Below are 12,496 nucleotides of genomic sequence, written 5' to 3'. Positions count from 1 at the left end.
GGAGCGTTAATGCAGGAACCGGCAAGCGAAAAACTCAGTACCGGACAGGGCACCAAGGCTTCTCCAACAAAGAAGCCCACGGCGAGCAAGTTCGATTTCATGGTGGTTTCCAACAGGCTGCCCGTTGACAGGTGCAGCAGCGACGGAAACGACGACGGCGGCGACGGCTGGCGTCGTTCACCCGGGGGCCTGGTCACGGCGCTCGCGCCGATGATGACAAAGTCCGACGGCGCGTGGGTGGGTTGGCATGGAGCGCCCGACGAGACGGTGCGTCCCTTCAGCCACGAAGGCATGGACCTGGTCCCGGTCCAGCTCAGCAGCCACGAAGTGGAGCTGTACTACGAGGGCTTCTCCAACGCGACCATCTGGCCGCTTTACCACGACGTGATCGCACCGCCGGAGTTCCACCGTACGTGGTGGGATTCGTACCGCCAGGTCAATAAGAAGTTTGCCGACGCCATCATTCGCCATGCCGCCGAAGGCGCCACTGTGTGGGTCCAGGACTACCAGCTCCAGTTGGTTCCGCGAATGCTCCGCGAGGCCAGACCGGACCTGAAGATCGGCTTCTTCAACCACATTCCCTTCCCTCCCCCGGAGATCTTCGCGCAGCTCCCTTGGCGCCGGGAGATCATTGACGGTTTGCTGGGCGCTGACCTTCTGGGCTTCCAGCGCCCCAGCGACGCCGGCAACTTCATGCGCTCTGCCCGGCGCTTCCTGGGTGCCAGCGTCAAGCAGCAGCAGGTTCACGTGAAGGGCCCGGATGGCGAAGTTACGCACATCGCGCGGGCGCAGGCCTTTCCCATTTCCATCGACGTTGACCAGATCCGCGAGCTGGCCGCCAGGCCGGACATCATCGAGCGGGCCAAGCAGATCCGCAAGGACCTGGGAGATCCCAAGACCATCCTGCTGGGTGTTGACCGACTGGATTACACCAAGGGCATCGGCCACCGTCTCAAGGCCTTCGAGGAACTTCTTCGCGAGGGCAGCATCAAGGTAGAGGACGCCACCCTGATTCAGGTGGCGAGCCCCAGCCGCGAACGCGTGGAACAGTACAGGCTCCTGCGCGAGGAGATCGAAGGCACTGTTGGCCATATCAACGGCACGTACGACACCATCCAGAACACGGCCGTCCGCTACCTGCACCACAGCTATCCGGTGGAGGAAATGGTGGCGCTGTACCTCGCCGCGGATGTTATGCTCGTAACGGCCCTGCGTGATGGCATGAACCTGGTGGCTAAGGAGTATGTCACGGCCCGTTCGGAGGACGATGGCGCGTTGGTTCTCAGCGAGTTCGCCGGCGCCGCCGACCAACTCAAGCAAGCGCTCCTGATCAACCCGCACGACATCGACGGCCTGAAGTCGGCCATCCTGCGCGCTGTGAATCTCCCGCCCAAGGAAGCCCGCCGCCGCATGAAGCTGATGCGCAAGCAGATCCTGGACCACGACGTGGATCATTGGTCAGCTGAGTTCCTGGCTGCCTTGGAGGAAAAGGTGGTGCGTGATGACAGCTGAGAACCTTTCCCTGTCACCGGAACTGCTGGATGCCGTCCGGCGCATTTCCGGCACGGAGCACCTTCTGGTTGCCCTGGATTTCGACGGCACCCTGTCCCCTATCGTCGACCGCGCGGAGGACGCACGCCCCCTGCCCCGGTCCGCTGCGGCGCTGGAGGCCCTCGCCCAACTTCCGCGTACGACGACGGCACTCATCTCGGGCCGCGCACTGGACAGCCTGCGGCTGGTCGCCTCGCCCCCGGCGGATACGCTGCTGATCGGCAGCCACGGTGCCGAGGTCTGGCTGGGTGAGGGATCTTTGGGCCTGGAACTGGACGAAGATCAGCGCCTGAAGCTGGCCGCGGTGCGTGAGGTTCTTTCGGAGATCGTGAACATCGCTCCGGGGACGCTGCTCGAGGACAAACCCGCCGGCGTCGTCCTCCACACGAGGATGGCCGACGACGACGTTGCGGATGACGCCGTCGAGGCCGCGATGCGGGTGCTCCGGGAGCACCCCGGTGTCTACCTGAAGACGGGGAAGCGGGTTCTGGAGACGTCCGTGGTCCATGCCTCCAAGGGTGAGGCTGTGGAGTTCCTGCGTCAGGCGACCGGAGCGACGGCCATCCTGTTCGCTGGTGACGATGTCACCGATGAGGATGCGTTGGGCCGGCTGATGGGCGACGACGTCGGCATCAAGGTGGGCTTGGATTTCACCCAGGCCCAGTATCGGGTGGAGGCGCCTGTGCACGTGGCGGAGTTGCTGGAAGCGTTGCTGCGGGAACGGCGCAGGGTCACCACCGATGCTTAGCGAGTGACGAGCGCAACGTGTGACGTTCGTAACATTTAGGTAGTAAGTCAAAAAGTCTGACATACTCTTGGATGTGATGTGACGCACAGTACCGTGCGACGTCACACGATCCTCCCCGGCCATTGGCCGGGGAGTTCAACTGAAGAAAATGAACCATTCACAACGGATCGTCCGGCACGTACCTGCCGGTGAAGGGATTGATAACTGTGGCTACAGTTACTTTTGATAACGCTACGCGTCTGTACCCGGGCACAGATAAGCCCGCCGTCGATAAGCTCAACATCGACATCGCCGATGGCGAATTCCTGGTCCTCGTTGGACCCTCCGGTTGCGGTAAGTCCACCTCGCTGCGCATGCTCGCAGGCCTTGAGGACGTCAACGCCGGCCGCATCCTGATCGGCGACCGCGACGTCACGGACGTTCCGCCGAAGGACCGCGACATTGCAATGGTCTTCCAGAACTACGCCCTTTACCCGCACATGACCGTTGCGGACAACATGGGCTTCGCACTGAAGATCGCCGGCATCTCCAAGGAAGAGCGCGCCGAGCGTGTCCGCGAAGCCGCCAAGCTTCTTGACCTCGAGCAGTACCTGGACCGAAAGCCGAAGGCACTCTCCGGCGGTCAGCGCCAGCGTGTTGCCATGGGCCGTGCAATCGTCCGTAACCCACAGGTCTTCCTCATGGATGAGCCGCTTTCCAACCTTGACGCCAAGCTCCGCGTCCAGACCCGTACGCAGATCGCATCCCTGACCCGCCGCCTGGGCGTCACCACGGTTTACGTGACGCACGACCAGGTCGAGGCCATGACCATGGGTGACCGCGTTGCTGTCCTGAAGGACGGCCTCCTGCAGCAGGTTGACACCCCGCGCAACCTCTACGACCGCCCGCAGAACGTCTTCGTTGCAGGATTCATCGGCTCCCCGGCCATGAACCTGCTTGAACTGCCGGTCGTCGACGGCGGCGTCCAGTTCGGTGGGACGGTTTACCCCGTGCCGCGCAACATCCTCGAAGAGGCTCACGGCCAGACCGTCACCGTTGGTTCGCGTCCGGAAGACCTCGAGACTGTCGGCAACGGCGAAGGCCTCCAGGTTGAGGTTGACGTCGTGGAAGAACTCGGCGCCGACGCTTACGTCTACGGCCACACCATCCTTGACGGCAAGAGCCACGACATCGTTGCTCGCGTCGACGGTCGCCGCCCTCCGATGAAGGGTGAGTCCATCTTCGTTCGTCCGCAGTCCGGCCACGTGCACCTGTTCGACACGAAGACCGGCCTGCGCCTGGGCGACTAATCCCGCCAACCGCCGGCTGGGTCCGCCCACCGGCCAGTACATCCGCATTGTGATAGCGGCCCGACCCCACCCGGTCGGGCCGCTCTCGCTTTAACCTAACTCCTGCGAAAGAACGGCATGAACACGACGGACAACCTGATCCCCCGCCCCTCGCACGTCGCACTCCTGAACGGCCCGGCCTTCACACTCGCCCCCACAGCACGGATCGCCGCTTCCGGCGCAGCTACCCCTGCAGCCAGGCAGCTTGCCTCGCTGCTGCGCCGCGGCACTGGTTTCGACCTGCCCACCGTTGAGGACACCCGCCCCGGTGACATCTCCCTCGAGTTGGTGGAGACATTCGACGGCGGCCCGGAAGCTTACGAGCTCAGCGTCACCGAGGGTGGGGTCGTACTCGCGGCCTCCACTCCAGCGGGACTCTTCAACGGAGTGCAGACACTCCGCCAGCTTTTTCCTGCTTCTATTGAGGGCACTGATCCTCAGGCAGGCACGTGGGTGATTCCCGCCGTCGAGATTGCGGATGCTCCGCGCTTTGCGTACCGCGGCCTCATGCTGGACGTTGCCCGCAACTTCTTCACGGTGCAGGAGGTGAAGGAGCAGATCGACGTCATGACGCAGTTCAAGTTCAATGCCCTGCACCTGCACCTCACGGACGATCAAGCATGGCGCATCGAGCTTCATGAGCCCGCAAAGAACCCGTCCGGTTTGCCCTACGCCAAGCTGACCGAAGTGGGCGGCCAGGGCGCGGTGGAGGTTTCCACCGCAATGCCTCCCCGGGGCAACTCCGGCTTCTACACCCAGCAGGATTTCAAGGACATCCAGGCCTACGCCGCCACCAAGAACGTGCTGGTCATACCGGAGATCGATCTTCCCGGGCACGTCAACGCCGCCCTCGCCGCGATCCCGCAGCTGAATCCCGACGGCCAGGCCAAGCCGATGAGCACTACGTCGGAGGTGGGCTGGTCAACGCTCACTGAAGACTTGCCCGCAACCTACGAGTTCGTACGCGAGGTCCTCGGCCAGCTCGCCGCGATCACCGTGGGACCTTACCTTCACATTGGTGGAGACGAAGCCCACGTCACCAGACATGACGACTACGTCTCCATGGTGCAGCGGTTCGTGAGGATCGGCGCCGAGACCGGCAAATCCGTGGTGGGCTGGAACGAATTCGCCGCCGTCGAGCTTCCGCAAGGTTCCGTCATTCAGTACTGGCACGGCGATTTCGAACCCACTGTGCGGCAGGCTGAACAAAACGGGTCACGGGTGATCATGTCCCCCGCGGCCAACACCTACCTGGACCAGAAGTATGCGTCGGACAGCCCTGTCGGCCTCGAATGGGTGGAAGGCGGGCCTTTCACCTGGTCCGAGTACTACAACTGGGACCCTGCCCAAGGCGGGTTGCAGGACCAGCAGATCCTCGGCGTCGAAGGCCCGCTGTGGACCGAAACCGTTCGCAACAACCAGCAGGCCCAATGGCTCCTGTACCCGAGGGCGGTCTCCTTGGCGGAAGTCGCGTGGTCCGGTCAGGAGGTTCGCAACCCGGGTGACTTCCGACGTCGTTTGGGCGCCTTGGGTGAGCGGCTCGCCACGCAAGGTGTCGCCTTCCAAGAAGCGCCCGACGTCGAGTGGTCCGCGAAGCCGGAGTATCCCTTTCCTGGCACGATAGCCGGAAGCGCATCCAAGTACGGAACAATTGAGGCATGAGCGAGCAAAACGAAGCCCAGTGGCACGACGAACCCACCGATTACGGGCAGATCGGCAAGCTCCCCAGGACCGAGGCCGCCAGTGCGCAGGACACCGCACCGCCGGCCAGTGTCATCGGTTCCCTGAACATTACTGCCGCTGCGGCAGATCCGGAGTTGCTGGACCTCCCCTGGCATATTGCCTTGGAAGACTGGCCGGCTGAGAACCTGGCCGCTCTCCCCCGCGGCATTTCCCGGCACATCGTCCGTTTCGCGCACTTGGGTGGCTCGGTGATCGCCATCAAGGAAACGTCGGAGCACGTTGCCCGCCACGAGTACCACATGCTGCGGAAGCTGGCCCGGCTGGACGTGCCCTGCGTGGAGCCGGTGGCTGTCATCACGGGCAGGACCACAGCGGACGGCAGGCCCCTGAATCCAGTGCTGGTCACCCGGCACCTGAAATTCTCCATGCCGTACCGCGCACTGTTCTCGCAGATGCTCCGCAAAGACACCTTGACTCGCCTGATCGACGCCCAGGCGCTGCTGCTGGTACGCCTGCACCTTGTGGGCTTCTACTGGGGTGACGTTTCACTGTCCAACACGTTGTTCCGCCGCGACGCCGGCGCCTTTGCCGCGTACCTGGTGGATGCTGAAACGGGAGAGCTCTACCCCGATCTCTCCATGGGCCAGCGTGAATACGACCTCGAAATCGCCCGGGTGAACATCGCCGGCGAACTGATGGATTTGCTGGACGGCGGACTCATCGAGGAGAAGGTGGATCCCGTAGCCACCAGTGAGCTGATCATGGACAGCTACCGACGCCTCTGGACCGAGCTGACCGAGAAGGAGTCCTTCGAGCTCGGCGAACGGTGGCGCGTTGCCGCCCGAATCCGGCGCCTCAACGAGCTGGGCTTCGATGTGGAGGAGTACGCCATCAAGACCACGGCGGACGGATCCACCATCCAGCTCCAGCCCAAGGTGGTGGACGCCGGTCACCACCAGCGTCGTTTGCTGCGCCTCACCGGCCTGGACGCCCAGGAGAACCAGGCCCGCAGGCTCCTCAACGACATGGACCAGTTCCGCGCGGACAACAACCCTGATCTGGACGAGGAAATCAGCGCCCACATTTGGGTCAGCCAGATCTTCGAGCCCATTGTGCGTTCCATTCCGCGCCACTTGGCCGGAAAGCTGGAGCCCGCGGAAGTGGTGCACGAGGTTCTGGAGCACCGCTGGTACATGAGCCAGAAGCAGGACAGGTACGTGCCCCTGGCGGAGACCGTGCAGTCCTACCTGGATACGGTGCTGCAGCACCGCCGCGACGAGGCCGCCATCATGCTGAACCCGGATACGGAGCTCCTCAAGATCCTTGAGGTGGAAGTGGAGGAATCCGGCCGGTACGACGACGAGGACGAGTACCCGGACGCGGACGACTAACGCACGTTGAAACGAACTCGACGTCGGCACTCAGGCGAGTGCCGACGTCGAGCTTTAACCTAGGGTTCCAGCGTTTCCGCGAGGCCTGCCAAGACGGGTTCGCGGCCCAACTCGATGTGCGAGTACGCCAGCGAGTAGGCCAGGTCCGGCTTACCCCTCAGGATGGCGTTGCACAGCTCGGTGTGTTCGTCCCGCTGGAGTTCGTTGCTGCGGTTATGGGCCAGCCCGAAGATCCAGCGCATCCGCCCGAACAGCGGTTTCACCGATTCAATCAGCAGCCGGTTGCCGGACAGGCGCACAATCTCGGCGTGAAGCTCGGCGCTGATGACAGCAACGTCGTCGGTCCGTTCTTCGTCAATGGCTGCCTTGGAGGCCTCCATGAGTTCCTCCAGCCGTCCGCCGTCGCTGCCGTCCGCTACACGGGTAGCGGCCATCCTTGCGGCGAACGTCTCCAAGCAGAGGCGAACATCGAAGAGCTCGTTAACATCCGTGAGGGTCAGTTGCCGTACTACGGCACCGCGGCGTGGGAAGGTTGCCACGAACCCGTCCTGCTCCAGGCGCTGAATGGCTTCGCGCACGGGAATGCGGGAGACGTTGTAAAGCTCCGAGAGTTCACGTTCCCGCAGGCGCATTCCTTGGGCATACGCTCCCGTGACGATGCCTTCCAACACCAGTTGGTAGACGTTCTCCGCGCGGGCCTCTTCATCGCGGCCATTACCGGATTCCGGCATCGCTTCAGCCACAGTCAAACTTCCCTTCATGCCAGCGTCCGCTCCAAGTGCCGGACGGCGCCGGTCAGCGTTCCAACCGAGCATACACGGGAGGAAACAGCTCATCGGCCGGGCGGTTCCGGGCATCCCGGACCGTGTAGGCGTTGCGCATCGTGTCGAAGAGCCGCGACGGTGCTGGCGGGCGTGCAATAGAAGCAGGCAATAGATTCACTATCGAAGGAGTAACCATTGAATACCTTGATCCGCGCCGTCCGCCCCTGGGGGCAAGCGCTCAGCGACGTCACCCTGGTGGCGGGCGAAGCAGGCGGCAAGATCGTCGCCGTCGAACCGCATGATCCGGCCCGTGTGCTTCCAGATGGCGTTACGGTGGTGGATGGCCGCGGACGTTTGCTGCTCCCGTCCTTCTCGGACGTCCACGTTCACCTTGATTCCACCCGTATCGGCCTTCCGTTCCGGGAGCACACCGGAGGTCCGGGCGTGTGGACCATGATGATGAACGACCGTCAAAACTGGCGCAACGCGGAAGTCCCCCTGCAGGATCGCGTGAACGACACCCTGGGCCGGATGATCGCCCGGGGTACCACCCGGGTCCGCTCCTACGCGCAGGTTGACGTGGACTGCAGGCTCGAGCGTTTCGACGCCGTTGCTGCCGCCAAGGAGAAATTCGCCGGCCAGGCTTCCGTGGACATCATCGCTTTCCCCCAGGCTGGATTGTTGCTGGAGGAAGGGACGGTGGAGCTCATGGAGGAGGCACTGAGAGCCGGTGCCAACGTCATGGGTGGCATCGATCCCTGCACTCTTGACCGCGATCCGGCCAAGCACCTGGACATCGTGTTTGCCCTGGCAGAGAAGTACCAGGTTCCCATCGACATCCACCTCCACGAGCCCGGCGAATTGGGTGTTTTCAGCACCGACCTGGTGCTCGAGCGCACCCGGGCGCTGGGGATGCAGGGAAAGGTAACCATGTCCCACGCCTACCAATTGGGCAGCGTTAATGTGGCCACAACGCGCAGGCTCATTGATGCCTTCGCGGAACTGGACGTGTCCTTGGCCTCGGTTGCTCCGTCTGCTGCAGGCCAACTGCCCATCCCCCTGCTCACCGAAGCCGGCGTTCGTTTGGGCTTGGGCGAGGACGGCCAACGTGACTACTGGTCCCCGTACGGCAACACGGACATGCTGGACCGCACCTGGCAGCTTGCCTTCACCCACGGTTTCCGCAAGGACGAGCTGATCGAGCACTGCCTGGCCATCGCCACGATCGGTGGTGCGAGCATCCTTGACCCCAGCGCTACCAGGCTGAAGGACACGGCCCATCGTCCCGGCGTCGAGGTTGGCGATCCTGCGGAACTGTTGCTGGTGGATGGCGAAACTGTGGCTTCCACAGTGATGGACCGTGGTAAAGACCGGACCGTCATCCATGCCGGCAAGGTGGTGGCTGACCAGTTGGAGCTGGTCTGAGGGCTACTCGCCTCGCGCCGTGGGCGCGTCATCCAGCGGCGACCACCACGTCACAGGAGGCGTTACCTTGAAGCGACGGCCCGTCACCTCGCTGGGCGTGATACGGATGAACTGGTCCTTCTGGCCGGCTTCCCACGGGAACAGCAGGAGTCCGATGGTATCCAGCACGTCCTGCGTCAGCTTCACGGCCGACGCTTGGCCCTTGACCACCACGCTCCAAGCCACCCCTGTTTCGGCGTTGACGCCGTCGGCTTCGATGGCCACGGGCGCGTCGCCCAGGGCTGCGTGAAGTTTGGTGCCTTCGCCCGTCCGGAACACCATGGTCCCGTGATCCACTTTGTAATTCACCGGAAAGATGTCCGGGTGATTGTCCACCCACACGGCAAGCCGGCCCACCGAGACGCCACGGAGGAGCTCCCAGCATTCGTTGGTTTCCAGGATTTCCGTGGCGGGTGTTTCCGGCTGTTGAGTCCCTGATGGTGAGTTCGTCATATCGCCGAGGATACGCCGGAGCATAGCCCGCCGACAGTGGCCGAACACCGTCTAACGGACTATTCACCCCCGCGTGCGAGAGTGAATAGTCCGTTGGGGGATGAATTTCGGCTCACGGGCTCAACGTTGACTACGGGGCCACGGATCGCCAGGAAGCCTGCAGCAGCCAGAATCACCGCTTCGGCCGCGAGCGCCCAGAACGTAACTTCCCAACCTCCTGTCCAGGTATGGAGGAGTCCGGCCATGAGTGGACCGAGCGAGGCAAGGGCGAACCCCAGCCCTTGGCTCATGGCCGAGAGCTTTCCCGCTGTCTGCGGACCGAACGAACGGATCACCACCAACGCCATGGCAAGGCCAAAGCCTGCACTCTGGACGACTCCCAGGATCCCCACCATGACGAACTGCAGACCCGCTGGCGCCGTGAGGACTCCCAAAAGCGCGAGGGCCACGGCCAGTCCGAGGCCGGGTGCCATGATCCGCAGAATGGCAGGACGACCGGCCAGCACAGGAGCCAGCAGGCTTGCGGGGAGCCCGGCCAGGCTGAACCAGGCCAGCAACGCAGCAGCGTCGGCCGATGACAGCCCTTTGGAGACGAGGTAAACAGCCAGCCATGACGTGATCGCAAAGTAGAGCATGGCCTGAAGCCCGAAGAAGGCTGTCACCGCCCACGCCGTGCGCTGCTTGCGCAGCGGCGTGACTTCCCCCGGGTTGACGGGCGCCAGTAAGACAGAGGACGACGGCGTGTCCTGCGTCAGCGACGAAACCGCCGCGGCCCCGGCTTCACGCGCGGAAGTCTCTGCCGCCGTCGGGCGTCCTCCGGATCGGTGAATCAGGAACGCGCCAATCAGCGCCGGTACCGCCCACACGGCCAGGGCTGACGGCAGGTTGCCGCCGAAGGCCTGCTGCAGTGGCTGGACCAGCCCGGCGCCCAGCGCAGCGCCGAGGCCGAATCCCATGGTGCACAGTCCTGTCCACCAGCCGGTGCCGCGGTTTGCTTTGACGATCTGGGGCACCAGCACGCTGGCTGTCATGATCGCCATGCCCGCCAAGAAGGTTCCGGGCAGCAGCAGTGCAGGCACGGTCGCCCGAACGACCAAGGCCGCGGCCAGGACCAGCAACGCCACCGCGACGGCACGACCGGTCCCGAGTCGCCTAGCCAGCCATGGCCCAATAGGTCCCGATATACCGAAGGCCAACACCGGCAACGTCCCCAGCAGCGGAAGCAGCCCAGGATCCAGGCTCAACACCCCCGGCACCTGATTCATCACCCCGGCAACGGTAGTAATGGCCGGCCGAAGATTGACGGACACCATGACAAGCGCGATCAACACCAAACCCACTCTCAGCCTCGGATTCAGTCCAGATCCAGCCTGCCGCTTCTCGCGCACGTCATTCCCCTCATAGCAACTTTGGTATACCAAGTAAGACTATGAGGAGAGCGGTGGAAAGTAAATGCGGCAAAAAGCTGGATGCGCTATGAGTCGGAATACGACTACTTCGCGTCTGGAATACCAAGAAGCGCTGAGGTGGTCCGCCGGAGGGTTGGATGTGAGAGAGCGTCACAGCCAAACACGAGGGATGTGAGAGAGCGTGGCCGGACCACGGATCTAGATAGCCTTCCCCGGGTTCAGAATCCCCTGCGGGTCGAACAATTCCTTGATCCGTCGCTGCAGCTCACGCACGGGTCCGGGCTGTTCCAGGCCGAGCCAACGCAGCTTGTATTGGCCCACGCCGTGCTCACCTGTGATGGTGCCGCCCATTTCGAGGCCTACGCGGATTGATTCGTCCAGGGCTGCGTTGAGTCGTTGGAGGGCGTCGGCGTCGGTGGCGGGGTCTACGCGGTCCATCCAGAACGTGGGGTGCAGGTTTCCGTCGCCGGCGTGTGCCACTACTTTCAGCCGAACCTGGAATCGGGCGGCCATGGCTTCGAGTTCGGCCACGAAGTCCACCAAGCGCGAGCGTGGGACGGCGATGTCTTCGCCGACCCGGAATTCGTCGTCCACTTCGACGCCGCGGCTGTTTCTGCGGAGTTCCACCAGCATTTCGGCTTCTTCGCTGGCTTCCGTGGTGACTGTGGCGCCGCGGTCGGCGAGTACTTGCCGGACGACGTCGGCTTCTGCAGCCGCTCCGAAGCCGTCGGTCTGGATGAGTAGCAGGGATTTGCCGCGCTTTTGGAGGTCGCCGCCGTTCAGTTCGTCGAGCTGCACCAGGGTGCCGTTGTCCAGGAGTTCCATGATGGCGGGCTGAACGCGGGCTTTGCCTACTGCGAGCACTCCGGCGGCGGCGCTGCGGAAGTCTTGGTAGAACGCGGCAATCGTGTGAATTTCGCGCGGCAGGTATTTGAGCCGAACGGTCACTCCCACCACGATCCCCAGGGTTCCTTCGGAGCCCACCAGCAGCGCGGTGAGGTCGTAGCCCGCGACGCCTTTGAAGGTTTGGTGGCCCGTGTGCATCAGTGAGCCGTCGGCCATGACGACGTCGAGGGCCAGCACGGAGTCGCGCGTCACGCCGTATTTGGCGCACCGAAGTCCTCCGGCGTTGGTGGCCACGTTGCCGCCGATGGTGGACATTTTGTAGCTGGCCGGGTCGGGCGCGTACATGAGCCCGTGTTCGGCGGCGGCAGTGTTGAGGTCGGCGTTGATAACGCCGGGTTCGACGACGGCGGTCTCGTCGTCGGGGTTGAGGTCCAGGATGCGGTTCATCCGTTCCAAGCCCAGGACGATGCAGCCTTGGGTGGCGTGCGCTCCCCCGGAGACGCCGGTTCCGGCACCCCGGGCGACGATGGGCACCTGGTGGGCCGCGCAGCTCCGAACGATGTGTTGCACGTCTTCCACGGACTCGGCCCACACCACAGCGAGGGGCAGGTGCCGCTCCAGTAGCGGTCCTTGATCCACGGAGTACACGGTGAGGGTTTCTTCATCGTCGGCCACCTGCCCGGCACGAAGTCCGGCCGCGAGCTCTGCCAGGAATACTTGTTGGCCTGTCGAGGGCCGTGAAGGTTCACGGTGGCCCGCCGTCCGGGTGTTGATGCTTTCCTCTGATGTTCCGGCCATAGCCGTTTCGTCCGACACAGTGGTCCCTCCACGTACGCACCGCGGACACGCCAAACCGGCA

The 12,496-nt window shown here is 63.6% G+C and carries 10 protein-coding genes; 6 read left to right on the top strand and 4 right to left on the bottom strand.

Annotation, left to right across the window (positions count from 1 at the left end):
- The first annotated feature begins 9 nt into the window (after window positions 1-9).
- The 5 genes from ARUE_RS04465 to ARUE_RS04445 all read left to right on the top strand — a co-directional run bounded on the left by ARUE_RS04465 (window position 10) and on the right by ARUE_RS04445 (window position 6,701).
- Window positions 10-1,512, top strand: a complete 1,503-nt coding sequence (locus ARUE_RS04465; protein ID WP_011773669.1) for an alpha,alpha-trehalose-phosphate synthase (UDP-forming) — start codon at window positions 10-12, stop codon at window positions 1,510-1,512.
- Window positions 1,502-2,299, top strand: coding sequence for a trehalose-phosphatase (gene otsB / locus ARUE_RS04460; RefSeq protein WP_014920859.1), 798 nt, complete (start codon window positions 1,502-1,504; stop codon window positions 2,297-2,299). The genes ARUE_RS04465 and otsB overlap by 11 nt, the downstream gene beginning before the upstream one ends.
- A gap of 206 nt (window positions 2,300-2,505) precedes the next feature.
- Window positions 2,506-3,588, top strand: coding sequence for an ABC transporter ATP-binding protein (locus ARUE_RS04455; protein WP_011773667.1), 1,083 nt, complete (start codon window positions 2,506-2,508; stop codon window positions 3,586-3,588).
- A 117-nt stretch (window positions 3,589-3,705) separates the two neighbouring features.
- Window positions 3,706-5,289, top strand: a complete 1,584-nt coding sequence (locus ARUE_RS04450; protein ID WP_014920858.1) for a beta-N-acetylhexosaminidase — start codon at window positions 3,706-3,708, stop codon at window positions 5,287-5,289.
- Window positions 5,286-6,701, top strand: a complete 1,416-nt coding sequence (locus tag ARUE_RS04445) for a DUF4032 domain-containing protein (protein WP_011773665.1) — start codon at window positions 5,286-5,288, stop codon at window positions 6,699-6,701. The genes ARUE_RS04450 and ARUE_RS04445 overlap by 4 nt, the downstream gene beginning before the upstream one ends.
- Window positions 6,702-6,760: 59 nt before the next feature.
- Here ARUE_RS04445 and ARUE_RS04440 read toward each other — a convergent pair whose 3' ends face one another.
- Window positions 6,761-7,462: a GntR family transcriptional regulator gene (locus ARUE_RS04440; RefSeq protein ID WP_286140259.1), complete on the bottom strand. Its 702-nt coding sequence runs from the start codon at window positions 7,460-7,462 to the stop codon at window positions 6,761-6,763.
- A 198-nt stretch (window positions 7,463-7,660) separates the two neighbouring features.
- Here ARUE_RS04440 and ARUE_RS04435 point away from each other — a divergent pair, with 198 nt between their 5' ends.
- Entirely contained in the window at window positions 7,661-8,890 is a 1,230-nt protein-coding gene (locus ARUE_RS04435) for an amidohydrolase family protein (protein WP_011773663.1), read from the top strand.
- Between the two features lie 3 nt (window positions 8,891-8,893).
- Here ARUE_RS04435 and ARUE_RS04430 read toward each other — a convergent pair whose 3' ends face one another.
- The 3 genes from ARUE_RS04430 to ARUE_RS04420 all read right to left on the bottom strand — a co-directional run bounded on the left by ARUE_RS04430 (window position 8,894) and on the right by ARUE_RS04420 (window position 12,435).
- Window positions 8,894-9,406 carry a pyridoxamine 5'-phosphate oxidase family protein gene (locus ARUE_RS04430; protein WP_011773662.1) on the bottom strand — a complete coding sequence of 171 codons (513 nt, stop codon included), beginning with the start codon at window positions 9,404-9,406 and terminating at the stop codon, window positions 8,894-8,896.
- A gap of 35 nt (window positions 9,407-9,441) precedes the next feature.
- Window positions 9,442-10,713: an MFS transporter gene (locus ARUE_RS04425; protein WP_286140258.1), complete on the bottom strand. Its 1,272-nt coding sequence runs from the start codon at window positions 10,711-10,713 to the stop codon at window positions 9,442-9,444.
- A 276-nt stretch (window positions 10,714-10,989) separates the two neighbouring features.
- Window positions 10,990-12,435, bottom strand: coding sequence for an FAD-binding oxidoreductase (locus tag ARUE_RS04420; protein WP_014920854.1), 1,446 nt, complete (start codon window positions 12,433-12,435; stop codon window positions 10,990-10,992).
- Window positions 12,436-12,496 lie beyond the last annotated feature (61 nt).

This window comes from Arthrobacter sp. Rue61a, assembly GCF_000294695.2.
Classification (GTDB): Bacteria; Actinomycetota; Actinomycetes; order Actinomycetales; family Micrococcaceae; genus Arthrobacter; species Arthrobacter aurescens_A.
This window is presented reverse-complemented; position numbering and strand designations above follow the sequence as displayed.

Bases quoted from the DNA above. Each gene is read 5' to 3' on its own strand.
- ARUE_RS04465 (WP_011773669.1), top strand. From the start codon at position 10: ATGCAGGAACCGGCAAGCGAAAAACTCAGTACCGGACAGGGCACCAAG.
- otsB (WP_014920859.1), top strand. From the start codon at position 1,502: ATGACAGCTGAGAACCTTTCCCTGTCACCGGAACTGCTGGATGCCGTC.
- ARUE_RS04450 (WP_014920858.1), top strand. From the start codon at position 3,706: ATGAACACGACGGACAACCTGATCCCCCGCCCCTCGCACGTCGCACTC.
- ARUE_RS04445 (WP_011773665.1), top strand. From the start codon at position 5,286: ATGAGCGAGCAAAACGAAGCCCAGTGGCACGACGAACCCACCGATTAC.
- ARUE_RS04440 (WP_286140259.1), bottom strand. From the start codon at position 7,462: ATGAAGGGAAGTTTGACTGTGGCTGAAGCGATGCCGGAATCCGGTAAT.
- ARUE_RS04430 (WP_011773662.1), bottom strand. From the start codon at position 9,406: ATGCTCCGGCGTATCCTCGGCGATATGACGAACTCACCATCAGGGACT.
- ARUE_RS04420 (WP_014920854.1), bottom strand. From the start codon at position 12,435: ATGGCCGGAACATCAGAGGAAAGCATCAACACCCGGACGGCGGGCCAC.